Raw genomic sequence first — 26,185 nt, 5'->3', positions numbered from 1 at the left:
TAATATAAAATTAACCGATATGTATTTCGCGTTCGGTGCCGGATAATACTTTGATGCTGATATTGATATGCCCATCGGGTATCAGATCAGGGATCATGGTAGGCCATTCTATAAAGCAATAATCGCCCGAGTAAAAGTATTCTTCGCAGCCCATATCCAAAGCCTCGGTTTGGTTTTTAAGCCGGTAAAAATCGAAATGATAAATTTTACCCGTGGGGATAGTGTATTCGTTTACGAGGGAGAATGTTGGACTGGTTACGTTATCGGTAACACCTAATTCTTTACATAACTCTTTAATGAGTGTGGTTTTTCCCGCGCCCATATCGCCGTGGAAAAGGAAGATCTTTTGATCGCCAATAACCGCAAGCAATTTTTGGGCTACTTGGCTAATGTCGTTTAGGGTATAAATAATGCTGTTATCCATAACTGATTACACCATACAGGTGTTTATTTTTTTAGCCGGGCAAGCTGCTCGCGCACCGTTTTGATCTGCTCGGCCGCGTAACGCTCAAATTGCTTTGGGGTAAGGTTTTTAAATTCGGGGTCTGTTTTTGCCTCGTCGTAAGTTAAGCGGCGCAGTTTATCAATAAGTGCCTCTAATTGTTTTACAATATCGTTATCCATTATTGGTGATTACTTTGCCTGCGCTAACCTCATTGTTACCATGAAAAGAATATAATTCATTTTTAGTATAAACCGTTGATCTGGGAATTAGTCAGAACGGGTTTCCCGTTAAGACTGTTACCATACTCAAATTTAAATAAAAAAATCCCATTCATAAATGGGATTTTATATTGCTTTTATTTTGGTCCGTAGGTGGCTATCGGGATGATCATCTCTTCTAACGAGATACCGCCGTGTTGGAAGGTTTCGTTATAAAAATTGACAAAGTGATTGTAATTGTTGGGGTAAACAAAATAGTTATCAACCTTGGCGAATACAAAGCTTGAGCTTACGTGTAGCTTGGGCAGCATGGCATCGTGCGGGTTACGGATATGGAAAACCTCTTTTGGGTTAAAGTTTAGGTTTTTACCTTGTTTGTAACGCAGGTTGGTGTTGGTGTTACGATCGCCAACTATTTTGCTGGGGTTGCGTACCCGTATGGTACCATGATCGGTAGTGATCACAACTTTTACCTTTTTTTGCGATAGGAATTTAAGCAAATCAAACAGTGGCGAGTGCTCAAACCATGATATGGTTAATGAGCGGTAAGCGGCATCATCGCTTGCCAGTTCGCGGATCATTTGCATGTCTGTACGGGCATGCGATAGCATATCTACAAAGTTGTAAACAACCACGTTCAGGTCGTTTTGCATCAGATTGCTTACGCTCTCGTTCAGGGCACGGCCTTCGTCAATGTTTAATATTTTGGTGTAAGAGTATTTGCAGTCTTTACGTAAAACACGTTTGATCTGGTCGCCAACAAAATCGGCTTCGTGTAGGTTTTTACCGCCTTCGTCCTCATCGTTTTGCCACATTTCGGGGTAACGTTTTTCCATGTCCAACGGCATTAAGCCCGAGAATATAGCATTACGCGCATATTGAGTTGCCGTGGGCAAAATGCTGAAATAGGTATCCTCTTCTTCCAAACGGAAATATTCTGAAATAATAGGGTGGATCATCCGGTACTGATCGTAACGTAAATTATCGATCAGGATAAAAAACACAGGTACATTACTTTCCAATTGTGGATAAACTTTCTTTTTAAACAAGTCGGGGGATAATGTTGGCGCTGTTGCCGGGTTTTTGATCCAATCGAGATAGTTCTTTTCGATAAATTTGGAGAATTGTACGTTGGCTTCGGCTTTTTGCAGGGTCAATATTTCGTGCATTCCGGCATCTTGCAACCCCCCTAATTCAAGTTCCCAGTAAATTAGTTTTTTATAAACATCAACCCATTCCTGGTAGGTTGAGATCTCATTCATTGTCATCCCCAACTGCCTGAAATCCTGCTGGTAGGCCATGGTTGTTTTTTCGGTTACCAGGCGTTTGTTCTCTGTGAATTTCTTAATGGTAAGCAGTATCTGTTTTGGATTTACGGGCTTGATGAGGTAGTCGTCTATCTTAGATCCTATGGCATCTTCCATCAAATATTCTTCTTCGTTTTTGGTGATGAGGACTATCGGGACATCGGCATTTAAATTTTTTATTTGTGCCAGGGTCTCTAATCCGGTTAAACCGGGCATGTTCTCATCTAAAAAAACTAAATCGAAATATTGGCTTTTAAACAGGTCTACAGCATCGTTACCGTTGGTAACTGTCTTTACTTTGTAACCTTTTTCGGTTAAGAATAATATATGTGGTTTTAGCAGATCAATCTCGTCGTCGGCCCATAAAATGGTAGTATCTTGCATGATATTTTAGTATAAGTAGTATTAACCAATAAACATAGCTTTTGTTGCCGACATATAGCCGTATTAACAAAAATTAACTAAAATAAAATGTTGCAATTAACCATAATTTAACATTTTTGTATCATATTTATTACATTGAATAAAAAGAAGATTATAAACGACCCTGTTTACGGGTTTATTACTATTCCATCCGAACTGATATTTGATCTGATAGAGCACCCGTACTTTCAGCGGTTACGTTATATTAAACAATTGGGGATGACTCACCTGGTTTATCCGGGTGCTTTGCATACACGCTTTCACCATGCCTTAGGTGCCATGCACCTGATGAGCCTCACCATAGAAACCCTTTGTAATAAAGGCCACGATATTACGCCCGAAGAAGAAGAAGCTGTAACCATTGCCATTTTACTACATGATATTGGCCACGGCCCATTCTCGCATGCTTTAGAACAAACTATTGTTGAAGGTATATCGCACGAAGATATTTCATCGGTATTGATGGATAGGCTAAACGAACAATTTGATGGGCGTTTAATTATGGCTATTGATGTGTTTAATGGTACTTATCATAAAAAATTTCTGCATCAATTGGTATCGAGCCAGTTGGATATGGATAGGATGGATTATTTAACCCGGGATAGTTTTTTTACCGGGGTATCAGAGGGGGTGATCAGCTTTGACAGGATCATCAAGATGCTGAACGTTAAGGACGATCATGTGGTGGTTGAAGAGAAAGGGATCTACTCTATCGAGAAGTTTTTGGTGGCCCGCCGCCTGATGTACTGGCAGGTATATCTGCATAAAACAGTAATAGCCGGCGAGTTGATGCTGGGCAAGATACTGGAACGCAGCAGGGAGCTTGCGCTTGAAGGGGAAGACCTGTTTGCTACACCCGCCTTAAAGTATTTTTTAACAAACAGTATAACTATTAACGCTTTTGTAAATAGTAACAATGATTTAGATACCTTTGCGAGTCTTGATGACACCGATATTATGTCGGCCATTAAGGTGTGGGCAACGCATGATGACTTTATATTATCATCGCTTTGCAAAAACCTGATAACGCGAAATCTATACCATGTTGAAATAAGCAACGTTGCACCAACAGCCGACGTAATTAACACATTGGTTGAACGCGCAATTGAACAATATGGCATCACCGAGGATGAAGCCTCGTATTTTGTGTTTACAGATAGTATCACAAACAAGGCTTACAAAGTTGGCGATGGTAACATAAGGATATTGATGAAGGATGGGAGTGTACAGGATATTACCACAGCGAGTGATAACTCAAATTTAGAGGCATTGGCTAAAACTGTTAAAAAATATGTATTGTGTTGTATCAAAGGTGTACTATAAATCGTAATACCACCATTTGATAATAATTTGTTGCTTTAATATTAACCTTTAAATTTGTCGGATGCAATTTACCGCACAGCAAATAAGTTTTATGCTTAATGGCACCGTAGAGGGTGACGAGAGTGTGTCGGTTAACCAACTGGCTAAGATCGAGGAAGCAGGCCCGGGTTCATTATCGTTTTTGGCTAATCCTAAATACGAGCAGTATTTGTATACCACTAATGCATCGATCGTTATTGTTAATAGCGACCTGGTTTTGAGCGAGCCGGTAAAAGGTACTTTGATACGCGTTGAAAATGCTTATAGCGCTTTCACGGTCCTCCTCGAAAAATACAATACCATTAAATTAAATAAAACGGGAATCGAAGAACCAAGTTTTATTCATCCAAGTGCTAAAATTGGTAAAAATGCTTACGTTGGCGCTTTTGCTTATATAGGACCGAATGTTGTAATTGGCGATAACTGCAAAATATATCCTAATACGTACATAGCCGATAATGTGGTTGTTGGTAACGACGTTACCTTTTATGCCGGGGTAAAAGTTTACTTTGATTGTAACATTGGTAACCGGGTGATAGTCCACTCGGGAACGGTTATTGGCGGCGATGGTTTTGGCTTTGCGCCTAATGGCGATGGAAGCTATACAAAAGTGAGCCAGATAGGTAATGTTATTGTTGAAGACGATGTTGAAGTTGGTGCCAATACCACTATTGACAGGGCTACTTTAGGTTCAACCATTATCCGTAAGGGTGTAAAGCTGGATAACCTGATCCAGATAGCACATAATGTGGAAATAGGGGCCAATACTGTTGTTGCAGCGCAAACCGGGATATCGGGTAGCTCAAAAATTGGGGAGAATTGTATTGTTGGTGGCCAGGTGGGTATTGTTGGTCACATTAGTATAGCTAAAGGCACACAAATACAGGCAAAATCGGGCATTAGCCGCTCTATAGAGGTCGAAAATAAAAAATGGGCCGGTGCGCCAGCTACAGCATATACAGATCATATGCGTTCGCAGATCGTATCGATGCGTTTGCCGGACCTGGAAAAAAGAATAATAGAATTAGAAAAAATAATTGCTGAACTACGCACGGTAGCAATAAAATAGCCGGCCGCAATTACAGATAATATGAATGCAAAACAAAGAACTATAATGACCGAGGTTTCGGTTTCGGGTACAGGGTTACATACAGGCGAAAGCGTAACAATGACCTTTAGACCGGCACCAGAAAATCACGGTTATAAATTCAGAAGGGTTGACCTTCCCGGACAGCCGATAATTGACGCTGATGTAGATAATGTTACCGATACATCACGCGGTACTACCATTACACAAAACGGCGCCAGTGTTAGTACTGTTGAACACGTTTTGGCGGCGTTGGTAGGTTTGGAGGTTGATAATGTGTTGATAGATGTGGACGGGCCGGAAACCCCAATAATGGACGGCAGCTCGATCTTATTTGTTGATGCCATGCTGGAATCGGGCTTTATGGATCAGGATGCAGATAGGGAATATTATCATATTACCGATAACATCCATTACTCGGAGCCAGACCGAAAGGTTGAGATGGTTGCCATGCCTTTAGATGATTACCGCTTTACCTGCATGGTTGATTATAACTCACCTGTGTTAGGTAGCCAACATGCCAGTATATCTACCATTTCTGAATTTAAAAAAGAGATAGCCTCAAGCCGTACCTTTTGCTTTTTGCATGAGCTGGAAATGTTGCTGAAACACGACCTGATAAAAGGTGGTGATTTGAACAACGCTATTGTTGTTGTTGATAAGCACGTTAACCCGGGCGAGCTTGATCATTTGGCTAAACTGTTTAACCGCAAAGATATTGATGTTGCCCCGCAAGGGATTTTGAATAATATAGAACTCCGTCATCAAAACGAACCTGCCCGTCATAAATTATTAGATATGATTGGTGATCTGGCTTTGGTTGGGGTGCCTATTAAAGGGCATATTATGGCTGCAAGGCCTGGCCACGCGGCTAATGTTGCCTTCGCTAAAAAGATAAAAGCGATAATTAAAAAGGAACGCAGCCGCAAGCATTTTAAGGTTTACGACCCTAATGCCAAGCCGGTTTATGATACCGTTCAGATCATGAATATGCTGCCGCACCGCTGGCCGTTTTTGATGGTTGATAAGATATTGGAACTATCAAAAACTCACGTAGTTGGTTTAAAGAATGTTACCATGAACGAAGATTTGTTTATGGGCCACTTTCCGGGATCCCCTATTTTTCCCGGTGTTTTACAAATTGAGGCTATGGTGCAAACCGGTGGTATTTTGGTATTGAATACCGTGCCCGATCCGGAAAATTATCTTACCTTGTTCTTAAAGATAGAGAACGCGCGTTTTAAAAGTAAGGTAGTGCCAGGCGATACGCTGATATTTTATTGTAACCTGCTCCAGCCTATCCGCCGTGGTATAGCGCAAATGCGGGGTGTTGGTATGGTTGGCGAGCGTATTGTTGTGGAAGCAGAATTAATGGCGCAAATTGTAAAAGTAAAAGGTTTAGAAGCATGATCCAACCGCTGGCGTATATACACCCACAGGCCAAAATAGCCGATAATGTGGTAATTGAACCTTTTGTAACTATTGATAAGGATGTTGTAATTGGCGAAGGTACCTGGATCGGCCCGAATGTATCCATTATGAATGGCGCCCGTATCGGTAAAAACTGCCGTATTTTTCCGGGAGCAGTTATATCAGGTATCCCACAAGACTTAAAATTTGCCGGCGAGGAAACAACTGTTGAGATAGGTGATAATACAACCATCCGCGAATGCGTAACCATAAACCGCGGTACTAAAGACCGTTGGAAAACCGTAGTGGGTAATAACTGCTTAATTATGGCCTATTGCCACGTTGGGCACGATTGTATTATAGGTAACAACTGCATATTCAGCAATAACACCACATTGGCCGGCCATGTAACCATTGACGATTATGTAGTGCTGGCAGGTATGGTGGCTATACACCAGTTTTGCCATGTTGGGTCGCACGCGTTTGTAACGGGTGGTTCGTTAGTGCGCAAAGATGTTCCGCCGTATGTTAAGGCCGCGCGCGAGCCACTATCATATGTAGGTATCAACTCTGTTGGCTTGCGCCGCAGGGGTTACTCAAGCGAGCAGATCAACGAGATACAGGATATTTACCGCACCATATTTGTTAGAAAGCATAACTTTACTAAAGCACTCGATATTATTGAAGCTGAATACCAACCCACCGAGATCCGCGATGAGATATTGGATTTTATCCGTAACTCAAACCGTGGTATCATGAAGGGTTTTGGTAACCAGTAATTACGGGTTCATGGTTCATAGATGATAGTTCATAGTAAAATATGATCACGTAAAACGCCTCCCTTCTTACTATGATCCATGAACCATCAACTATGAACCCAATAACCATCTCCCTCCAAAATATTGGCCGCCGCTTTAATCGCGATTGGATATTCAGGGATGTGAATTACACATTTGGCGACAATAACGCCTACGCTATACTTGGGCCAAATGGTTCCGGGAAATCAACATTACTTCAAATATTAACGGGTAGCCTTACCCCATCAAGCGGGAGCATTGATTTTGCTTTCGATGATAAGGCCATAGATATCGAATCCGTTTATCAGCACTTGAGCTTCGCAGCGCCATACCAGGAATTGATCGAAGAGTTTACTTTGGATGAAATGATCGATTTTCATTTCCAGTTCAAAAAATACCGGGATGGTTTGAATAAAGCGGGGGTTATTGATCTATTGGGGTTGCAAAACAGTAAGAATAAACTGATCCGCTACTTTTCATCCGGAATGAAACAACGTACCAAACTGGCGCTGGCTTTTTGCTCGGATACAGCGATGCTGATGCTCGACGAACCTACCTCGAACCTGGATGTTCAGGGGGTAGATTGGTATCTTGATCTGGCTTCAAAATTCGCGGCTAACCGGCTCACCATCATTTGCTCCAATCAGCAGCACGAGTATGGTTTTTGCAGCCAGATTTTGAATATCTCCGACTATAAAAAATAATGTTCTCCATTCTTTTGATTATGCGAACAGTTATTTTTTAGTAGCTTTAAATTCTTATTAAAGTCACCAGATATGATTAAAAAATTACTACTCGGCACCTGTATAACAGTGGTTGTTGGCAGCGGCGCGTTTGCCCAGGCTAAACTGGTTGAAAAAGTTACCCGCAAAGGGAACGAAATCGTTATCCCGTACGAAAAATATGTGTTTCCTAATGGGCTTACGTTGATATTGCACGAAGATCATTCCGATCCGGTGGCTCATGTTGATGTTACCTACCATGTAGGCTCTGCCCGCGAAGAAATAGGTAAATCGGGCTTCGCCCACTTTTTTGAACATATGATGTTTGAGGGCTCAGACCACGTTACAGATCAGCAACACTTTAAAATAATTACCGAAGCGGGTGGAACGTTAAATGGATCAACCACTCTGGACCGCACCAACTACTACGAAACCGTACCCAGCAACCAGGTTGAAAAAATGCTTTGGCTTGAAGCCGACCGGATGGGTTTTTTGTTAGATGCTGTTACCGAAAAGAAATTTGAGATACAACGTGCAACCGTTAAAAACGAGCGCGGACAGAATTATGATAACCGCCCGTATGGTTTGTTAAGCGAGTATGTATCTAAAAACCTGTACCCTTACGGCCACCCTTATTCGTGGTTAACCATTGGTTATATTGAAGAATTGAATAAGGTTGGGGTTAACGATTTAAAGAACTTTTTTTTACGTTGGTATAACCCTAATAACGCTACAGTAACCATTGCCGGTGATATTAACCCGAAGCAAACTATTGCCTGGGTTGAAAAATACTTTGGCCCTATACCACGTGGCCCGGTTGCTGCTAAAATGCATTTGCCGACTCCGGTATTAACCGAGAACCGTTATGTATCTTACGTAGATAACTACGCGCAATTACCTTTATTAAACATAACCTATCCGGGTGTTGAGGCTTATAATAAAGATGAGGCAGCTTTAGATGCCCTGGCAGCTATCATTGGTCGGGGGAATAACTCTGTTTTATATCAAAATCTGGTAAAAGCGCGGAAGGCGGTACAGGCCAGCATGCGCTCGGGAAATTCTGAATTATCGGGCGAGATCAGCATCACCGTTGTGCCTTACCCGGGCCAAAATTTGGCTGATATTAAAGCGATAGTTGATAAATCGTTAGCTGAATTTGAAGCTAAGGGAGTATCAGACGAAGATCTGAAACGTATTAAAGGTAGTTCAGAATCGCAGTTTATTAATGGTTTGGCCAGCGTATCAGGCAAAGCTTCTGAATTGGCGCTTGCACAAACCTTAACAGGAAACCCTAACCAGATACAGCGTGAGATCAAGGAGATTGAGGCGGTTACTAAAGAGGATGTAATGCGGGTTTATAACCAATATATTAAAGGGAAACCGGCAGTTATTGTGAGCGTGTTGCCCAAAGATAAAGAAGATATGCGCCTAGCGCCTGATAATTATACCATTAACAAGGCCGGTTACAAAGCCCCCGATTATGGTTATGCCACATTAAGATACAAAAAGGCAATTGATAAATTTGACCGGAGTAAAGTACCGGCAACAGGCCCAGCTGTTGTAGTTAAAGCCCCAGCTTTTTGGACGGCTAAAACACCGAATGGTATTAGCATGATAGGTACTTATAACAATGAAATACCTACGGTATCGGTTTCTATATCTATTAAAGGCGGCGGCTTGTTAATGGCTAAAGCCCCAGCAAAAGCAGGGTTGCCGGCTATTACCGCGAGTATGCTGAATGATGCCACGCAAAAACATACAGCCGAAGCATTTAGCGCCGAACTGCAAAAACTTGGCGGAAGCGTAATTGCGGGCCCGGGTGAATACAGTATGAGTTTTAGTATGTCGGCTTTAAAGAAGAACCTGGCCACTACCGTTGCTTTGTTAGAAGAGCGGATGATGCATCCTAAATTTACAGAAGAAACACTTGAGCGCATTAAAAAACAATTGATACAGGGTTTAAAAACTGCTAAAACCCAGCCTGCGGGCGTTGCAACCAGTGTGTATGATAAAATTTTAAAAGGCTCAAAAAGTATCAGCACTTATGCGGTAGCTGGAACGCCGGAAACTGTTGCCAATATTACTTTGGCCGATGTACAGGCATTTTACGATAATAACTTCTCGCCGTCTGTTAGCGAAGTTGTTGTAGTTGGCGATATTACCGAGGCAGAAGCAAAGGCGAGCCTTGGCTTTTTAAATAACTGGGCTGTTAAAGCGGTTGATGTACCTGCGCCAGCACCTGGAAAAACATTTACTCAAACTAAATTATACCTGGTTAACGTCCCTAAAGCGGCACAATCCGAGATCAGGATCGGTAACGAAACGGATTTGAAATATGATGCTTTGGGCGAATATTACCGTTCGGGTATTATGGCTTATGCATTGGGTGGTGGCTTTAATAGCCGCATTAACCTTAACTTACGTGAAGCTAAAGGTTGGACTTATGGTGCGAGAGCCAATTTTATAGGCGATAGGTACGATGGTGTGTTCACTGCTTCGGCGGGTGTTAAAGCGGGGGCTACTGATAGCTCTGTGGTGGAGTTTGTAAAGGAGATCAAAAACTATCATCAGGATGGTATTACGCCGGCTGAGTTGGTTTTTACCAAAGCATCCATTAGCCAGAGCGATGCCCGTAAATACGAAACTAATCAGCAAAAGGCAGCATTTTTATCAAGGATACAACAATACAAATTGCAACCTACTTTTGCCGATGAGCAAAACAAGATACTGCAAGGTATTAGCAAACCAGAGATTGATGCTTTAGCTGTAAAATACTTAGACATCAATAAAATGGTGATACTGGTAGTTGGTGATAAAGACCGGGTTTTACCCGGCTTGCAAAAGTTAGGTTATGAGATTATTGAGCTTGATGCCGATGGCGAACCTGTTAAATAGTTGTTTGTAATTTACAACACAAGTGGCTAAGTTTGCGGTTCTAAATTTTTAAGAGTTTTATGTCTAAAGCATCAGAAATAAAAAATGGCAGTATACTTCGCTTTAATGGCGAACTGATTCAGGTTGAAGAGATCATTCACCGTACACCGGGTAACCTGCGCGCCTTTTACCAGGCCCGTATGCGTAACGTTAAAAGCGGCAAGTTGGTTGAATACCGTTTCCGTACGGATGAGGATGTTGAAATTGCACGTGTAGAAACCAACGACTACCAGTTTTTGTATATGGATGGTGATGCTTTAGTTGTAATGGACACTAACACTTACGACCAGTTTAACGTGCCTAAAGGCTTATTTGGCGCCGCGGTAAAGTTTTTGAAAGAGGGTATGAATGTGGTTGTCGCTTTTGAAAGCGATGAGCCTATTATAGGCCAGATGCCAAACTCGGTAGAGTTAGAGGTAACTTATACTGAGCCTGCAGTTAAGGGTGATACATCAACCGGTGCAATAAAGAAAGCCACCGTTGAAACCGGTGCCGAAATTAATGTACCATTGTTTATCAATATTGGCGATAGGGTTAAAATTGATACGGCCAGCAGTAATTATGTTGAGCGTGCAAAGAAATAAGAATTAATTATTCATAGAAAGGCTCTCAAAATTGGGAGCCTTTTTTTATTAGCATCAACTTGAAAAAGCAAGAATTACGCAAGCTGTATCTACAAAAGCGCATGGATCTGTCGCCGGATGAGTATGCAAGCTTTAACGAAGGGCTATTGAATCAGTTTAAAAGTGTGGATTTGAATGATATCAATTACATCAGCTTGTTTTTGCCGATGCTTGAACGACGTGAACCCAATACATTTAGTTTTGCGGAGTGGTTAGAGGAAGTGCATCCACAAATTAGGCTGGCTTTTCCTAAATCTGATTTTGTTGCGAATACGATGGTGCATTACCTTGAAGATACTGATCTGGAAATAGATACTAACGCTTATGGAATACCTGAACCTATAAAAGGAAACACCATATCAAACAGAGATATTGATATGGTTATTGTTCCGCTGTTGGCTTTTGATGAGAAAGGTTACCGTGCTGGCTATGGCAAAGGCTTTTACGATCGTTTTATGGCAGATTGTAAACCGGGCACCCGGTTTATCGGGCTGTCTTTTTTTGAGCCGGTAGAACTTATTGAGGATATTAACCAGTATGACATCCCATTGCACCAATGCATTACTCCTGAAAAAGTTTGGGTGTTTAATAGTTAGATGCTATTTCGGTAGTGTTTAGTTGTTTGCTGAACCATAGATCCCATTTTTGTTGATTACGGATATCGGCCATATGCTGGGTTTCGGTTTCGTAATCGCTGTTGAGTTTATGGTATTTGTTATCTACTTCTCTGAAAAGGCTGGCAATTTCGGCCTGATAGTTTGAGGTGTACCGGTGGCGGGATAGAACCGAGTAAAGTTCGTTCCTCATTAAGTAGGCAATGTTGTAATGGCCCTGCTCGTGCTTCAATACATCCTGTAAATCATTGGGATTGTTTACCTGGGCATATTTTATCCATGATCTGCCGGGGTTCATCTGCAACTGCACATTAAAATCAATATTATAATTACCATTGCGCCTTGTTGGCTGATAGGAATAACTTACATAGCAATAAGTGTAAGCGGCAAAACCATCGTTAGCAGGTGCGCCGGTAAAATCGCGGGTGCTGAGTTTGCGGTAAGGTTGGGCGAGGGTCAAAAACGGAAGAAGGAATAAAAAAACTACACCAATCAATCGCACACTAATCTTTGTTCTCATTTCTATCAGGATAACGATGGATAGACCAATAAATTATGCTTTGGTTTATTTTGCAATAGTTAAATTACCAACAAAAAACCCGAAGCTGTTATGCCCCGGGTTTGAATGTATTGTGTAAGGTTTTACTTAGATTTTGTATCCTTGGTATTACCTTGGGCGCTTAATGTATTTAATGCCATCATCTCTTTCATGGTCCGTTGCATATTATCTGCAGAACCATCCAAGAAGATAACGTTGCCCTTGGAGTTTTCGGAGAAGTGTTTGATGGCTTCTGTCCACATGGTAAACAAAATTACCGAGGTATCCATATCCGCTTCTTTCATTTCTTTCGCGGCAACGCTCATACCTTTGGCCACTTCCTCGCGGAAGAGGGCGATACCTTGTCCGCGTAATTGGGCGGCTGAACGTTCTGCTTCGGCGGAAATTTTGATGGCGTTACCCTCTGCTTCGGCGGCTTTGGTTTTGGTGATCAACAGGGCCTGACCTTCATTTTCGGCAGCGGCTTTTAAATTGTTCGAGGCTACTACCTGGCTCATTGATTTCATGATCACATCATCAAAGGTAATATCATTCAATTGCAGATCTTGCAGGTGATATCCCCAGGTTTCTAAGATTTGGTCCAATTGTTCTTTAACGTGATCAACAATGTCGCGCCTTAAAATCAGTACATCTGCCTGGCGTTTTGTAGCAACAAAGGCACGAATGGAACCTTCAACCGTGCGGATGAGGGCTTGCATAAGGTTGCGTTCGTCAACAAATTTGAAGGCTACGTTTTTGATGGTTTCTTCGTTCTGATCCAGAACAGAATATAACAGCATGGCTTTAAAGTATACATTGGCCTGATCGACAGTAACGGCCTGGAACTCCAGTTCGACAGAGCGGTTTTGGATAGAAATACGCGACGAGATCATCTCTATCAAGGGTATTTTGAAATTTAAGCCCGGCGTTAAAATGCGACTGTATTTTCCAAATACAGTTACAACGGCTATTGTGCCTTGTTGGATAGACACGAACGCCGAAAAAATCAATAGTAAAACTACGGCGACAATAATGAGTGTTGGGATCATTTCCATAACGATTAATTTAACGAATATAACTAAAGGTTTATAAATGGTTGACTTTTTGATAGGTATCAGTAAAAACAATTATAGCCATGAACATGAAACGTACTTTTGGAGCCATATTAACCGTATTAGGAATTATAGGGCTTATTTATGCCGGTATTGCCATCATCAATAAATCGGCAGCGGCAACTAATATTACGGTATTCGCCATTATTGGGCTGCTATTCTTCTTTTCGGGAATCAGTTTGGTAAGGGTTACTAAGGATGAGGCTTAGCATCCGTAAAGATTTGACAACTTTTTAAAAGTTGTCAAATCTAATTTACTGGTTTTATTAAACCAGCATTGGTGATGGTTAACCCAGATTGTGGGAAATCCATCTCTGTCAAATATTTAATCCGGTTAACGGCGCGGTTTAAACTATCGCGCTGCAAACCATTATTATGGTTTTGGGTGAACGAAATGATATTGCCGTTTAAAAACTCACCCTTTTTATTGAGGCGCACCTTTAGTAATGGAGCAAGGCCGCATACCCCGGCTACACTTACATTTTTATAGGTGCAAAAATTGCCAAGGCTATAAGCTATCAATCGTTTATTGTATAATTCCATAGCGCGGCTAACGTGGGGGCCGTTACCAAATATTACATCGGCACCTGCATCAATGGCATTATGAGCAAAGGCGTGAACATCGCCACGGTTTTCGCCGATGTAAGATTCTTTTTGGCAAAGCACATGCTCGTAACCTACACCTTCGCCGCCGCCGTGGAAGGATACGATAACGATATCAACCTGTTGTTTTAAGTTTTTGATAATTTGGGCCGCGCCTTTATAATCATGAAATGATACTACCTGTGCATTTGGCGAGAAAGCGCAGAAACCATATTTAACTCCGTTAATAGTAAATATGGATGTGGGGTGTATTTGTAAACCGGCATGATAGATGCCAATACTATCTAAAACTTTCGCGGTGCTTTTGCGGCCTTGATCACCAAAGTCATCAATGTGGTTGTTGGCGATGCTTAACATTTTAAAACCGGCAGCTTTAAATAAGCCACCATATTTTACAGGCATGCGGAAGGAGTATGGCTTGAGTTTCTTTTTACCAATGGGTACACCGCTATCAACCAAAGTGCCTTCGAGGTTGCCGAAGGCTACATCAGCTTCTTTTAGATGCTTTTCGGCGGCTTTTAGGCTGTTTTTACCGCTATCTGGTGGCAGATTCCAGGCGTTTGGATAAGCAGTGCCCAACATCATATCGCCAACGGCGGCAATGGTTATGGTATCGTTATGTTGTGTTTTTAGTGTTGATTGGGGTATTATGATGGATTTTGGCTTTTCGGAATACAAAACAGTGTGAGCCTGCTCCCCGCATGATGCCAGAAATATGATCCCGAAAAGGGCGGATAATGGTATTAGGCGGGAGTGATTCATCATATCAGGTCAAAAAAAAATCCTTTCGATGGGCGAAAGGATTCTCTAATTGAGGACTATAATTGGTTATTTTGAGTCTTTCGATTCTACTTCTAATTCTTTTTTAAACGAATCCAGCAAACGACCACCGCGGTAAAAGTAACGGCTGTAATAATCGTCGTCCAGATTGTTGATAGATACGCCTTTGTTTGACGCGTGTGCAAATTTGTTGTTGCCTAAGTAAATACCAACGTGTGATATGCTGCGGCTGTGTATTTTGAAGAATACTAAGTCACCTTCTTTCAACTCATCTTTTTTAACAGGGCTAACCATGCTGAAAATATCGCGTGAGTTGCGTTGAATATCTAAGTTGAACACTTTGCTATACAACTCTTTAGTAAAAGCTGAACAGTCGATACCTTTTTTAGTGTTGCCACCAAAACGGTATGGAGTGCCAATCCAGTCGTAAACAAATTGAAAAAGTTTAACATTTGAGGTTGTAGACAACGCTACGCCCATTATTTGTGAAAGGTAATCTTTAACTAAGCTTTTGTCCTGATCATCAGCAGCTTCCTGTGTTGTGTTTGGTACTGTTTTTGTTTGAGCTTGTACGGTAGCAATAGTAACGCTGATGAACAATGCAAACAGGATAGAAAATTTCTTCATTTAATCTCTTTTTGTTGTTAGGGATCTGCAACAATATTTATTAAACTGATAACTTAAAAGTTCATCAAACAGGTAGCGTTTGGTCTTTTAACATTCTTATCAGGTTTCGAAGATAGCCTAAAAATTTAGTTTTCCAAAAAAAATATAATAAAAGTTAAACAAACTCGCTCGGGTTTCGCTTTTTACGTGGATATAATTAGATTTGCGCATCTTAAAATTAAAAGTTCTTTTTTAACACATGAGTTCAGTCGCGATAACCAAAGACACTTATTTGCATTGGTACGAATCAATGCTTTTAATGCGCAAGTTTGAAGAAAAAGCAGGTCAGTTATATGGTCAGCAAAAGATCAGGGGTTTTTGCCACCTGTATATAGGTCAGGAAGCAGTTCTGGCCGGAGCCATGTCGGTAATCAGGCATGATGATAGTATGATAACCGCTTACCGCGATCATGCTCACGCTTTAGCCAAAGGTACCCACCCGAACGCTGTAATGGCCGAACTTTACGGAAAAGCCACTGGCTGCTCTAAAGGTAAAGGCGGTTCAATGCACATGTTTGATAAAGAGAACCATTTTTATGGTGGTCATGGTATAGTAGGTGGCCAGATCCCGATGGGTGCTGGTGTTGCCTTCGCTAACCAATATAGTGGCCGCGATAACGTGAACATCGCTTACATGGGTGATGGTGCAGTGCGCCAGGGTGCATTAACCGAAACCTTTAACATGGCGGCTTTATGGAAACTCCCAGTGATCTTTATTTGCGAGAATAACGGTTACGCCATGGGTACATCTGTAGCGCGTACTACTATCCAGCCAGATATTTACAAGTTAGGTTTACCTTACGGGATCCCTTCATCTGCGGTTGATGGTATGGACCCGGTTGCGGTACACAACGCGATGGACGAAGCTGTTCAGCGTGCCCGTAAAGGTGACGGACCAACTTTCCTTGAGATGCGTACTTATCGCTACAAAGGTCACTCGATGTCCGACCCTCAAAAATACCGTACCAAAGATGAGGTTGAAAGCTATAAAGCGAAAGACCCTATCGAAACGGTTAAAAATACCATCATCGCTGAGAAATATGCTGACGACAAATGGTTTGAAGAAATTGACGAAAAGATCAAAGCCATTGTTGATGAATCAGTAAAATTCTCTGAAGAATCACCTTGGCCGGAAGCATCTGAATTGTACACCGATGTGTATGTACAAAAGGATTATCCATACATCAGAGACTAATTACAAACACGTTTACAAAATATTATAAAACTATTCATCAAGTAAATATATGGCTGAAGTAGTTAAAATGCCTAAAATGAGCGATACCATGACCGAAGGGGTATTGGCTAAGTGGCATAAAAAGGTTGGCGATAAGATAAAATCGGGTGATGTATTGGCTGAGATAGAGACCGATAAAGCCACCATGGATTTTGAGTCGTTTCAGGATGGTACATTACTATACATTGGCATATCCGAAGGTACAGCTGTGCCTGTTGACGGTGTTATAGCTGTAATAGGTAAAGAGGGCGAAGATTTTAAAGCTGCTCTGGATGCCGATGGCGCAAGCGCTCCAAAAGCCGAAGAGAAAGCTGCCGCGCCTGCTGCTGATAAAGCACCTGCTGCCGCTCCGGTTGAAGAAAAGAAAGCTGCCGCTCCGGCTGTTGATCTATCTAAGATCCCGGCAACGGTTATCCGTATGCCTTTGATGAGCGATACCATGACCGAAGGTGTGATCATCAAGTGGAACTTTAAAGTTGGCGATAAGGTAAAGAGCGATGATTCGTTAGCCGATGTTGAAACTGATAAAGCTACCATGGATGTTGTTGGTTACGAAGCCGGCACATTATTATACATTGGTGTTGAAGAAGGTAAAGCCGCTAAGGTTAACGATATTATAGCCATTGTTGGTAAAGAAGGTACCGATATTAAGCCATTGCTTGATGCTGGTAACGCTGCGCCTGCTGCTAAAAGCGAAGAAGCCGCTCCTGCTGCCGAAGCTGCCCCGGCGGCCGCTGCAGCAACATCTGCATCTGCTGAAGAAGCTGACGATAGCCGTGTAAAGGCATCGCCATTGGCACGCAAAATTGCAAAAGATAAAGGCATTAGCCTAACTGAAATAAAAGGAAGCGCCGAAGGTGGCCGTATAGTGAAAAAAGATGTTGAGTCTTACACGCCATCTGCTAAACCTGCTGCAAGTGCTCCTGCACCTGCCGAGGCTGCTCCGGCCGCTGGTAAATCAGCACCGGCTCCGGTTAAGATACCTGAGTATGTTGGTGTTGAAACCTTTACCGAAAAACCGGTTACTCAAATGCGTAAAGTTATTGGCAAGCGCTTAAGCGAAAGCTTGTTTACCGCGCCTCACTTCTTTGTAACCATGTCTATCGATATGGATTCAGCTATTGAGGCCCGTAACAAGATCAATGCTTACGCTCCAACTAAAGTATCGTTTAACGATCTGGTGTTGAAAGCTACAGCTATCGCGTTGAAAACAAACCCGAATATCAATTCATCATGGTTGGGCGATAAGATCCGTTACAACGAGCACGTTCACATTGGTGTGGCCGTTGCGGTTGATGAAGGTTTGCTGGTTCCGGTTATCAAATTTGCCGATGGTAAATCATTGAGCCACATCAGCGCCGAGGTTAAAGACTTCGCGGGTAAAGCAAAAGCTAAAAAATTACAGCCCAACGAAATGGAAGGCTCAACCTTCACCATATCAAACTTAGGTATGTTTGGTGTTGACGAGTTTACGGCTATTATTAACACACCAAACTCATGTATATTAGCCATTAGCGGTATACAAGCGGTTCCGGTTGTGAAAAACGGCGCGGTTGTACCAGGTAACGTAATGAAGGTTACGCTAAGCGCGGATCACCGTACTGTTGATGGCGCTACTGCCGCCGCATTTTTACAAACTTTAAAAGCATTGTTAGAAGAGCCTGTTAGGTTGTTGTTTTAAGAATTGCTTAATCGAATATTTGAAGAGCCGGTATCATTGATATCGGCTTTTTTTGTGTCCGTCTGTGGGCTCCTGTTCAGTTTGCTGTAACGAAAGTAGAAAGAAGCAAAAAACGCCAGGCATTCACCCGGCGTTTTTTGTTGTGAGATATTGATGGGGTTAATTATGAACCCGGATCAACTTTAGTTTCAAGCGCGGCTTTTACTGATGCCGGTAAAGCTGTGAAGAATGAATAACCTGTAGCATTTTCAATAGCCTGAACTGTGGTGATATAGTTTTGCCATGTGCTGCTTACGGTGTTGATGTTTGGTGTATCAACAGCAATTACACGGGTTGAAGCCGTGATGCGTGCTAAATCGCCATTGCCGTTAGGTATCACAACGATGATCTTCCAAACGTGTGATGGTACGGCAACGTGGCCACTGTTAATAGTTGTTGCAGAGCCGCTTGAGCCTGTACCGCCAGAGCCGTAGATTCCCATGATCACGTAGATCTCGTTACCGGCGTTTACCAGGGTACGGCCGTAGTCTTCTAAATTACCCCAGGTTTGCTGGTTATTGTTTGGCGCCTGCGGTATCATATTGTCCATCAGGAAGGTGGCAGAGTTAGCGGCAACGCTTGAGGTACGATCGGCAGATGGACAGTTATGGCCCCTGTCGAAACCAGAACCCGAGTAGCTTGAAGAACCAACTTCGTACCAGCCGCTTGGCAGGGCGGTATCAGCCCTAAAATCGTCCTGACGCGCGGCAGAGCCTAAGCTTGTTGGGCCTACGTACCAGCTTGTCCAGTTTGGTACGCCTTTATCGCGGTTATAGCTATCAATGTATTGGGTATGATCGTACAAAAAGTTGTTATAGCTTGTAGTGATGCTGGTTGTAGCTCCGCTTGGGTTGCCTAACAGCATGTTGCTGTTATCGCCGGTTGTACCCCCTCCGCCACCGCCTGAGCCACTGTCGTAACTATTAACGGTAAACTCGTCGATGTTGATACGGTTTGCAGCTCCGGTTAATTTACGCACCTGGAAACGCAGGGTTCCGTTGGTGTTAACGGCAAAGCTCGCGGTTGCTATGGTACTTGATGATGTAGTTACTGTTGAACCGACCTGTGAATAAGCCCCGCCGCTAACCGACATGTACAAACCCCAGGTTGATGAAGCATCGCTGCCGTAAACAGCATGTTTAATGGTTACTGTTGACGCGCCTGTTGTTACATCAAAATTCATACCTACAATACCTGTTTGGGTAATGCGAACGGAGTGTGTGCCTACTTTAGGATCGGATGTGCTGGTGCCTACCAGGGCGTTATCCAAACTCCAGCTCCCACTGCCGAAGGTTACGTTGGCAATGGCGTAAGCTGTTTTAGTACCGGCCTCAAAACCTTCGTCGAAAGTTTGGGTGATGGCATAGCCTTGCGCTATTGAACCGTTAAAGGAAAATGGTGCTGACTGTGAATCAACAACCGGAGCCGAAGCCTCCTTTTGACACGAGCTTAGAAATAAGACCGCTGCTAAAGGGTAAATGAAAAACTTAGTTAGTTTCATACAAATAATGTTTAGTTAGTGTTTAGTTTTTCAAGTTTACGACTTACCTAACCCATTGGTTGTTAAGTTAATGTTAACAAATAAAATAAAATCAAGAATGTTAATATGTTGATAAATGCGGCGATGAATGTTTAAAAATTACCCGTAATATGCAGTACGATTTGATATATTATCCGGCCGGAAAATGTTTATCAAATGTGTGTAAAACTAACCCTAATGTTTATAAATAGGATAACAACCTTTAGGGTATAGTATGTAACTTTGGTTTACGTTCTTTCAAACAATTAAACAGCCCGTTGCAATTTAGGTTGTAACACATAAAAAGGTAACCGTGTTAAATGCATGGGCCGGCTTATGCCGCAGCGAATAAAGTTAACTTACTGTTAACTACCCGATTGAAAAATTGGGTAATGAGTTAAACAGATTGACTCCGGATTATTTGCTGATAAGCAGGCAGCAGGCCAATAGTTGTTAAATATTTTTACGAATAAAATTTTGATGGAAGCTTTGCCGAAGCTCTTTGTGAAAAAAGGGATAAGCATCGTCGTCGCTAATGAAACCATTGTACAATTAATAAAAGAGATAACAGAATATGAGCCAGGAAGACGAATTATTGCTAAGAGAAAACAAGGACCGCTTTGTGATTCTGCCTATCAATTATCCCAAAATATGGGAGATGTACAAAAAATGCGAGGCCAGTTTCTGGACAGCAGAAGAGATCGACCTATCTGACGATATGAAGGATTGGGCCAAGATGAACGATGGCGAGCGCTATTTTATTTCGCACGTATTGGCATTTTTCGCGGCAAGCGATGGTATTGTGAACGAGAACCTGGCTGTAAACTTTATGAGCGAGGTACAGTTACCCGAGGCGCGTTGTTTTTATGGTTTCCAGATCATGATGGAAAACATCCACTCAGAAACTTATGCCTTGTTAATTGATACTTATATTAAAGACGCTACCGAAAAAAACCGTTTGTTCCACGCTATAGATACTATACCATGTGTAAAGAGAAAAGGCGAATGGGCATTGAAATGGATAGATAACGGAAGCTTTGCCGAGCGTTTGGTTGCTTTCGCGGCTGTAGAAGGTATCTTCTTTTCAGGAAGCTTTTGCTCTATCTTCTGGTTGAAAAAACGTGGTTTAATGCCGGGTTTAACCTTCAGCAATGAGCTGATATCGCGTGACGAAGGTATGCATTGCGAGTTTGCCTGTTTGCTTTATGGTATGCTAAGCAACAAACTATCAACCGAAGCGGTAACGGCTATTATTGCCGACGCGGTTGAAATTGAAAAAGAATTTGTAACAGACGCGCTTCCGGTTAACCTGATTGGCATGAACGCGAAACTGATGAGCCAGTACATCGAATTTGTAGCCGACAGATGGTTGCAGGAGCTTGGCTATCCAAAAATATATAACGCTACCAACCCGTTTGATTTTATGGAAATGATATCCCTGCAAGGGAAAACCAATTTCTTTGAAAAGCGTGTGGGCGATTACCAAAAGAGCGGTGTACTTAGCAGCGATGTTAAGGGCCAGTCGTTCTCGATGGATGAGGATTTCTAAGAGCCTCACCTAAATCCTCTCCAAAGGAGAGGACTTACAATAGCTTGATACCCTGGAAACAGGTGATACATACCTAATTAATAATAGTTAACAATTTTAAAAATCTCTCCCCCTTTGGGGGAGTAAGGAGGGGGCAACATGTTTGTACTTAAGCGCGACGGAAAAAAGGAAACAGTAAAATTTGACAAGATCACGGCCAGAATTGAGCGACTATGTTATGGCTTAAACCCAGCGTTAGTTGACCCGATAGATGTGGCTAAAAAGGTGATTGAGGGTTTGTACGATGGGGTAACCACATCTGAACTGGATAGCCTTGCGGCAGAAACGGCGGCGTCGTTAACTACAAAGCACCCCGATTATGCTTTACTGGCATCGCGTATAGCGGTATCAAACTTGCACAAAAACACCATCAAGTCTTTCTCCGAGACGATGAAGTTATTGTACAACTACGTTGATAAAAAAACGGGTAAAGATGCTTCGCTTATCGCTGATGATGTTTGGGCGGTTATTGAAGCTAATGCTGAATTACTGGATAGCAGCATTATTTATGATCGTGATTTTGGTTTTGATTACTTCGGGTTCAAAACTTTAGAAAAATCGTACCTGCTGAAAATAGACGGCAAAATTGCCGAGCGCCCTCAACACTTGTTTATGCGTGTATCTGTTGGTATCCATAAGGAAGATGTAGAAAGCGCTATCAAAACCTATAACCTGATGAGCGAGCGTTGGTTCACTCACGCTACGCCTACTTTGTTTAACGCCGGTACTCCTAAACCACAAATGTCGTCGTGCTTTTTATTAACCATGCAGGATGATAGTATTGATGGTATTTACGATACCTTAAAACAAACCGCTAAAATATCACAAAGCGCAGGTGGTATTGGCCTGAGCGTACATAATGTACGTGCTACAGGTTCGTACATCAGCGGTACTAATGGTACAAGCAACGGCATCATACCGATGCTGAAGGTGTTTAACGATACCGCCCGTTATGTTGATCAGGGTGGTGGCAAGCGTAAAGGTGCCTTCGCTATTTACTTAGAGCCTTGGCATGCTGATATTTTTGAGTTCCTTGATCTGCGTAAGAATCACGGTAAGGAAGAAATGCGTGCCCGCGATTTGTTCTATGCCCTTTGGGTATGTGATTTGTTTATGCAACGTGTTGAAGCAGATGGCGATTGGAGCTTATTCTGTCCGCACGAAGCACCGGGCTTGCACGAGTGCTGGGGTAAAGAGTTTGAAACTTTGTACACCCGTTACGAAGCCGAAGGCCGTGCCCGTAAAACCATTAAAGCGCAAGAGCTTTGGTTTGCCATATTAGATGCCCAGGTTGAAACCGGTAACCCTTATTTGTTGTATAAAGATGCTGCCAACAGCAAATCAAACCAACAAAACTTAGGTACCATTAAAAGCTCGAACCTTTGTACCGAAATTATTGAATACACCGCTCCTGACGAGGTTGCCGTTTGTAACCTGGCATCGTTAGCTTTGCCAAGATATATTACCGCTGGTGTATTTGATCATGATAAATTATACGAAGTAACTTACCAGGTAACTTTAAACCTGAACAAGATCATCGATCATAATTACTACCCGGTTGTTGAGGCCAGCAATTCAAACTTCCGCCACCGCCCTATTGGTTTAGGTGTGCAAGGTTTGGCTGATGCGTTTATCCGCCTGCGTTTACCATTTGAAAGCGAAGAAGCTAAACAACTGAACAAAGAGATATTCGAAACCATTTACTTTGCTGCCATGACGGCTTCTAAGGACTTGGCTATTAAAGACGGCCCGTACGAAACCTTTAAAGGCTCACCATTATCTAAAGGACAGTTTCAATTCGATTTATGGAACGTTACTCCGGATAGCGGCCGTTGGAACTGGGAAGACTTACGTTCGGACGTGATGAACCATGGTGTACGTAACTCGTTATTGGTTGCGCCAATGCCTACGGCTTCTACATCGCAAATATTGGGTAACAATGAGTGTTTTGAGCCATATACCTCAAACATTTACACCCGCCGTGTATTGAGCGGTGAATTTGTTATCGTAAACAAACACTTATTGCGCGATTTGGTTAACATGGGCCTTTGGACCACCGAAATGAAGAACCAGATCATCAGCGCGAATGGATCTATCCAGGACATCGCTGAAATACCTGCCGACATTAAGGAACTGTACAAAACCGTATGGGAAATTAAGATGCGTACCATTATTGATATGGCTGCCGATAGGGGCGCTTACATTTGCCAGTCGCAATCGTTAAACTTGTTTGTTAGCTCGCCAAATGCTTCTAAACTAACCTCGATGCATTTTTACGCATGGAAGAAAGGCTTGAAAACCGGTATGTATTACCTGCGTACTCAAGCGGCATCGCAAGCGGTTAAATTTACCATTGAGAGCCAGGGCGGCAAAGCTATGGACCCGGTTATGCCTGATAATGGTGTTGTTGTAGTAGACGAAATACCTGAAGGACCAGTTTGTTCGATGGAAGAGGGGTGCATTAGCTGCTCTGGATAATTAAGATAGTTCAAACCAAACCCACATTTTTTAACCCTTTAGTTTTTTAGCTAAAGGGTTTTTTTGTTTATTTGAGTTGGTTTAATCTGTGACCTACAGAGCTGCTCTGTAATGTTCGCTTGTCCTAAAGCCACAAGTGAGGACACTTGCGGTAGCGAGGGGATACGAGATTATTTTGGAAACCTTTTGCTTATACTAAGTATAGTTCCTTTTGCTAATAAAATAGTAAAAGTAGCCAAGTGAAACTCATTGCCTATGTAAATCAAATCTTCTAAAACATCTTGATTTATAACGATTATTTGAACCCTGTACGACTTATTAAACTTTATCGCATCGTCAACTATTAACTCAGATGGAGTTGCAATAGCAGCACCATTAAGTAAAAATGATAGTCTTAAGTTCTCTCTTATTGGAAACCGATAATAACTACTAGCATTTCCTGAAAAAATTAAATTCGCTACAATAACAACCTCTTTGGAATGGTCTTGTTTCTGCCTTTGTAGCTCTTCAGCCCAATCATATAAACCGCCCTTGCCATACAGTCCACCATTAAGAAATCTTTGTAAGAATTCAGCGAAGGAATTGGTTAGCACAATTTTAGAACTGTCGTTCTGTATGACGAATATACCGTAGCTATCGGGGTTATTCAAATCTATTTCTAATTCCCAGGCATCGCAGTATATCAAGAATTGAGCAATGAATAGTTCTTCGTGATATGTAATGTCTGCAAGATCTTCCAAAGGAACGATGTTAAAATCATCTTCCTTAGAGTTAAACCCGTTGCTGAACTCATAAAACAGTCGAATGTCATCAGGTAGCTTACTATTTCGTGCCTCTTCAAATCTCGCGATCAATTCTTGGCTTGCTCCTGGGTTAAGCGTAATATCTGTTTGATCTAAATGTGTTTTAAGATAGTTTATAATATTAGGGATATCCATGTTCAGAAGCTTACGATACACTGTTAAGGTAACGATTAGTATTGGATTCAAGAATAATCAAAGTTTAGTTGTTATACAAGCCCCCCCGCTACCGCAAGTGCTCGCTTGTTGCAACTATACAGGGCGAACATGCATAACTGCTTTGCCTCCGTGCGATTGCTTCGTACCTGGCAATGACAGGGTGGTTACGTTCTTACTTTTAAAAGCACTTAATTCCCATTTATCATCCAATTGTTAATTATTGTTAAAATCAATAATGAAACAAAACCTTTGCCTTATTCTTTTATCTATATCTTGAAAATTAAAAAACTTTCAGACATGAAAAAGATCTTTTATTCGGCAATATGCCTGCTGTTACTGGCGGGTTCGGTAAGTGCGCAACATCGCCGTTATTATCCTCGTAATCGTCCGCAGGGTAATCAAAGGCAGCAACAACAGCCTCAGGAGCAGGTGAAGTTTGGTATTGTGGGTGGGGTAAATATTTCGAACATTGTTAATGTGAACAATTCCAATTTTTCTACCGGTACACTGGCGGGTTTAAATGCCGGGGTTACTATGGATGTTCCTATCAGCTATCCTTTCGGGTTTGAGGCCGATCTGCTTTACTCGGGTAAAGGTTACAGCGCGATAACGTCAACTGGTGAGTTTCAGCAACGTACCAACTGGATCGATCTGCCATTGCTTTTAAAGATCAGGCCGGTGCCTAACTTTAATTTTGTGGTTGGTCCGCAGGTTTCGTTCCTGTTATCAACACAAAACAAGTTTAATAATGGCTACAGTACTCAAACGCAAGATGTTTACAACAAGGCTACCGATGGCTATAACAAAACCTTAATTGGTGGTGTTGTGGGCGTTGGATTAGAGTTAAACCCGAACATTGAATTGCGTGCAAGGTATAATATTGATTTGCAGAGCACCAGTATTGCAGGGATATCTGATATTCCGCAGTATAATAACCAGGTTTGGCAAATTGGGTTAGGGGTGAAGTTTTAAGGCCCGTTAACTAATTATCCTCCATGTCATTTCGAACCGGAGGGAGAAATCTTTTTCGCGCGACAAGTCTGCTG

23 protein-coding genes are annotated in these 26,185 nt (G+C 42.1%); 14 read left to right on the top strand and 9 right to left on the bottom strand.

The window, feature by feature from the left end; translation table 11 throughout:
- Positions 1–10 precede the first annotated feature (10 nt).
- The 3 genes from tsaE to ABIN91_RS00625 all read right to left on the bottom strand — a co-directional run bounded on the left by tsaE (position 11) and on the right by ABIN91_RS00625 (position 2,354).
- Positions 11–424: a tRNA (adenosine(37)-N6)-threonylcarbamoyltransferase complex ATPase subunit type 1 TsaE gene (tsaE, locus tag ABIN91_RS00635; protein ID WP_348047352.1), complete on the bottom strand. Its 414-nt coding sequence runs from the start codon at positions 422–424 to the stop codon at positions 11–13.
- Positions 425–447: 23 nt separating this feature from the next.
- Complete coding sequence (locus ABIN91_RS00630; RefSeq protein WP_348047350.1) at positions 448–624, bottom strand: hypothetical protein; 177 nt, start codon at positions 622–624, stop codon at positions 448–450.
- Between the two features lie 176 nt (positions 625–800).
- Positions 801–2,354 (bottom strand): bifunctional response regulator/alkaline phosphatase family protein, encoded by a 1,554-nt coding sequence (locus ABIN91_RS00625; protein WP_348047348.1) that lies wholly within the window; start codon positions 2,352–2,354, stop codon positions 801–803.
- Between the two features lie 135 nt (positions 2,355–2,489).
- Between ABIN91_RS00625 and ABIN91_RS00620 the strand changes: the two genes are divergently transcribed.
- From ABIN91_RS00620 to ABIN91_RS00585, 8 genes are all read left to right on the top strand, one after another.
- Positions 2,490–3,716 carry an HD domain-containing protein gene (locus ABIN91_RS00620; protein ID WP_348047346.1) on the top strand — a complete coding sequence of 409 codons (1,227 nt, stop codon included), beginning with the start codon at positions 2,490–2,492 and terminating at the stop codon, positions 3,714–3,716.
- A 61-nt stretch (positions 3,717–3,777) separates the two neighbouring features.
- Positions 3,778–4,824, top strand: a complete 1,047-nt coding sequence (gene lpxD / locus ABIN91_RS00615) for a UDP-3-O-(3-hydroxymyristoyl)glucosamine N-acyltransferase (RefSeq protein WP_348047344.1) — start codon at positions 3,778–3,780, stop codon at positions 4,822–4,824.
- Positions 4,825–4,845: 21 nt separating this feature from the next.
- Positions 4,846–6,252, top strand: coding sequence for a bifunctional UDP-3-O-[3-hydroxymyristoyl] N-acetylglucosamine deacetylase/3-hydroxyacyl-ACP dehydratase (locus ABIN91_RS00610; RefSeq protein WP_348047342.1), 1,407 nt, complete (start codon positions 4,846–4,848; stop codon positions 6,250–6,252).
- Entirely contained in the window at positions 6,249–7,031 is a 783-nt protein-coding gene (lpxA, locus tag ABIN91_RS00605) for an acyl-ACP--UDP-N-acetylglucosamine O-acyltransferase (protein WP_348047340.1), read from the top strand. The genes ABIN91_RS00610 and lpxA overlap by 4 nt, the downstream gene beginning before the upstream one ends.
- A gap of 71 nt (positions 7,032–7,102) precedes the next feature.
- Entirely contained in the window at positions 7,103–7,753 is a 651-nt protein-coding gene (locus ABIN91_RS00600) for an ABC transporter ATP-binding protein (protein ID WP_348047338.1), read from the top strand.
- 72 nt (positions 7,754–7,825) lie between these two features.
- The gene (locus ABIN91_RS00595) at positions 7,826–10,666 is read left to right on the top strand and encodes a pitrilysin family protein (protein ID WP_348047336.1); all 2,841 of its coding nucleotides are present in this window, start codon (positions 7,826–7,828) and stop codon (positions 10,664–10,666) included.
- A gap of 59 nt (positions 10,667–10,725) precedes the next feature.
- Positions 10,726–11,289: an elongation factor P gene (efp, locus tag ABIN91_RS00590; protein WP_348047334.1), complete on the top strand. Its 564-nt coding sequence runs from the start codon at positions 10,726–10,728 to the stop codon at positions 11,287–11,289.
- Between the two features lie 59 nt (positions 11,290–11,348).
- Positions 11,349–11,924 (top strand): 5-formyltetrahydrofolate cyclo-ligase, encoded by a 576-nt coding sequence (locus ABIN91_RS00585; protein ID WP_348047332.1) that lies wholly within the window; start codon positions 11,349–11,351, stop codon positions 11,922–11,924.
- On the opposite strand, the gene ABIN91_RS00580 is transcribed toward ABIN91_RS00585, so the two are convergent.
- A complete protein-coding gene (locus tag ABIN91_RS00580; RefSeq protein ID WP_348047330.1) occupies positions 11,914–12,462 on the bottom strand; it encodes a hypothetical protein in 549 nt (182 codons plus the stop codon). The genes ABIN91_RS00585 and ABIN91_RS00580 overlap by 11 nt on opposite strands.
- A 122-nt stretch (positions 12,463–12,584) precedes the next feature.
- Positions 12,585–13,535: an SPFH domain-containing protein gene (locus tag ABIN91_RS00575; RefSeq protein WP_348047328.1), complete on the bottom strand. Its 951-nt coding sequence runs from the start codon at positions 13,533–13,535 to the stop codon at positions 12,585–12,587.
- An 86-nt stretch (positions 13,536–13,621) separates the two neighbouring features.
- On the opposite strand from ABIN91_RS00575, the gene ABIN91_RS00570 reads away from it, so the two are divergent.
- Positions 13,622–13,801, top strand: coding sequence for a hypothetical protein (locus tag ABIN91_RS00570; RefSeq protein ID WP_348047326.1), 180 nt, complete (start codon positions 13,622–13,624; stop codon positions 13,799–13,801).
- A gap of 40 nt (positions 13,802–13,841) precedes the next feature.
- Here ABIN91_RS00570 and ABIN91_RS00565 read toward each other — a convergent pair whose 3' ends face one another.
- Entirely contained in the window at positions 13,842–14,960 is a 1,119-nt protein-coding gene (locus ABIN91_RS00565; RefSeq protein ID WP_348047324.1) for a CapA family protein, read from the bottom strand.
- Positions 14,961–15,023: 63 nt separating this feature from the next.
- Positions 15,024–15,602, bottom strand: a complete 579-nt coding sequence (locus ABIN91_RS00560) for an NlpC/P60 family protein (protein ID WP_348047322.1) — start codon at positions 15,600–15,602, stop codon at positions 15,024–15,026.
- Positions 15,603–15,840: 238 nt separating this feature from the next.
- Between ABIN91_RS00560 and pdhA the strand changes: the two genes are divergently transcribed.
- Both pdhA and ABIN91_RS00550 read left to right on the top strand, forming a co-directional pair.
- On the top strand, positions 15,841–16,836 hold the full coding sequence (pdhA, locus tag ABIN91_RS00555; protein ID WP_348047320.1) for a pyruvate dehydrogenase (acetyl-transferring) E1 component subunit alpha: 996 nt from the start codon (positions 15,841–15,843) through the stop codon (positions 16,834–16,836).
- 49 nt (positions 16,837–16,885) lie between these two features.
- The gene (locus ABIN91_RS00550; protein ID WP_348047318.1) at positions 16,886–18,556 is read left to right on the top strand and encodes a 2-oxo acid dehydrogenase subunit E2; all 1,671 of its coding nucleotides are present in this window, start codon (positions 16,886–16,888) and stop codon (positions 18,554–18,556) included.
- A 163-nt stretch (positions 18,557–18,719) separates the two neighbouring features.
- On the opposite strand, the gene ABIN91_RS00545 is transcribed toward ABIN91_RS00550, so the two are convergent.
- A complete protein-coding gene (locus tag ABIN91_RS00545) occupies positions 18,720–20,096 on the bottom strand; it encodes a DNA/RNA non-specific endonuclease (RefSeq protein ID WP_348047316.1) in 1,377 nt (458 codons plus the stop codon).
- 592 nt (positions 20,097–20,688) lie between these two features.
- Here ABIN91_RS00545 and ABIN91_RS00540 point away from each other — a divergent pair.
- Together ABIN91_RS00540 and ABIN91_RS00535 are read left to right on the top strand one after the other, a co-directional pair.
- Entirely contained in the window at positions 20,689–21,663 is a 975-nt protein-coding gene (locus ABIN91_RS00540; RefSeq protein WP_348047314.1) for a ribonucleoside-diphosphate reductase small subunit, read from the top strand.
- A gap of 138 nt (positions 21,664–21,801) precedes the next feature.
- Positions 21,802–24,180, top strand: a complete 2,379-nt coding sequence (locus ABIN91_RS00535; RefSeq protein ID WP_348047312.1) for a ribonucleoside-diphosphate reductase subunit alpha — start codon at positions 21,802–21,804, stop codon at positions 24,178–24,180.
- Positions 24,181–24,350: 170 nt separating this feature from the next.
- On the opposite strand, the gene ABIN91_RS00530 is transcribed toward ABIN91_RS00535, so the two are convergent.
- Positions 24,351–25,118 (bottom strand): SMI1/KNR4 family protein, encoded by a 768-nt coding sequence (locus ABIN91_RS00530; protein WP_348047310.1) that lies wholly within the window; start codon positions 25,116–25,118, stop codon positions 24,351–24,353.
- A gap of 318 nt (positions 25,119–25,436) precedes the next feature.
- On the opposite strand from ABIN91_RS00530, the gene ABIN91_RS00525 reads away from it, so the two are divergent.
- Positions 25,437–26,111 carry a porin family protein gene (locus ABIN91_RS00525; RefSeq protein ID WP_348047308.1) on the top strand — a complete coding sequence of 225 codons (675 nt, stop codon included), beginning with the start codon at positions 25,437–25,439 and terminating at the stop codon, positions 26,109–26,111.
- Positions 26,112–26,185: the final 74 nt, after the last annotated feature.

Origin of the sequence: Mucilaginibacter sp., from assembly GCF_039921305.1 — a bacterium.
Lineage (GTDB): Bacteria > Bacteroidota > Bacteroidia > Sphingobacteriales > Sphingobacteriaceae > Mucilaginibacter.
Note: the sequence above shows the minus strand (reverse complement) of the source record. Positions and strands in the feature narration are given on the sequence as shown.

Coding starts and splice junctions, on each gene's coding strand:
- lpxD (WP_348047344.1), top strand. CDS start 3,778: ATGCAATTTACCGCACAGCAAATAAGTTTTATGCTTAATGGCACCGTA.
- lpxA (WP_348047340.1), top strand. CDS start 6,249: ATGATCCAACCGCTGGCGTATATACACCCACAGGCCAAAATAGCCGAT.
- ABIN91_RS00625 (WP_348047348.1), bottom strand. CDS start 2,354: ATGCAAGATACTACCATTTTATGGGCCGACGACGAGATTGATCTGCTA.
- ABIN91_RS00580 (WP_348047330.1), bottom strand. CDS start 12,462: ATGAGAACAAAGATTAGTGTGCGATTGATTGGTGTAGTTTTTTTATTC.
- ABIN91_RS00535 (WP_348047312.1), top strand. CDS start 21,802: ATGTTTGTACTTAAGCGCGACGGAAAAAAGGAAACAGTAAAATTTGAC.
- ABIN91_RS00550 (WP_348047318.1), top strand. CDS start 16,886: ATGGCTGAAGTAGTTAAAATGCCTAAAATGAGCGATACCATGACCGAA.
- ABIN91_RS00570 (WP_348047326.1), top strand. CDS start 13,622: ATGAAACGTACTTTTGGAGCCATATTAACCGTATTAGGAATTATAGGG.
- tsaE (WP_348047352.1), bottom strand. CDS start 424: ATGGATAACAGCATTATTTATACCCTAAACGACATTAGCCAAGTAGCC.
- pdhA (WP_348047320.1), top strand. CDS start 15,841: ATGAGTTCAGTCGCGATAACCAAAGACACTTATTTGCATTGGTACGAA.
- ABIN91_RS00595 (WP_348047336.1), top strand. CDS start 7,826: ATGATTAAAAAATTACTACTCGGCACCTGTATAACAGTGGTTGTTGGC.
- ABIN91_RS00525 (WP_348047308.1), top strand. CDS start 25,437: ATGAAAAAGATCTTTTATTCGGCAATATGCCTGCTGTTACTGGCGGGT.
- ABIN91_RS00630 (WP_348047350.1), bottom strand. CDS start 624: ATGGATAACGATATTGTAAAACAATTAGAGGCACTTATTGATAAACTG.
- ABIN91_RS00545 (WP_348047316.1), bottom strand. CDS start 20,096: ATGAAACTAACTAAGTTTTTCATTTACCCTTTAGCAGCGGTCTTATTT.
- ABIN91_RS00540 (WP_348047314.1), top strand. CDS start 20,689: ATGAGCCAGGAAGACGAATTATTGCTAAGAGAAAACAAGGACCGCTTT.
- ABIN91_RS00565 (WP_348047324.1), bottom strand. CDS start 14,960: ATGATGAATCACTCCCGCCTAATACCATTATCCGCCCTTTTCGGGATC.
- efp (WP_348047334.1), top strand. CDS start 10,726: ATGTCTAAAGCATCAGAAATAAAAAATGGCAGTATACTTCGCTTTAAT.
- ABIN91_RS00575 (WP_348047328.1), bottom strand. CDS start 13,535: ATGGAAATGATCCCAACACTCATTATTGTCGCCGTAGTTTTACTATTG.
- ABIN91_RS00610 (WP_348047342.1), top strand. CDS start 4,846: ATGAATGCAAAACAAAGAACTATAATGACCGAGGTTTCGGTTTCGGGT.
- ABIN91_RS00530 (WP_348047310.1), bottom strand. CDS start 25,118: ATGGATATCCCTAATATTATAAACTATCTTAAAACACATTTAGATCAA.
- ABIN91_RS00560 (WP_348047322.1), bottom strand. CDS start 15,602: ATGAAGAAATTTTCTATCCTGTTTGCATTGTTCATCAGCGTTACTATT.
- ABIN91_RS00600 (WP_348047338.1), top strand. CDS start 7,103: ATGATCCATGAACCATCAACTATGAACCCAATAACCATCTCCCTCCAA.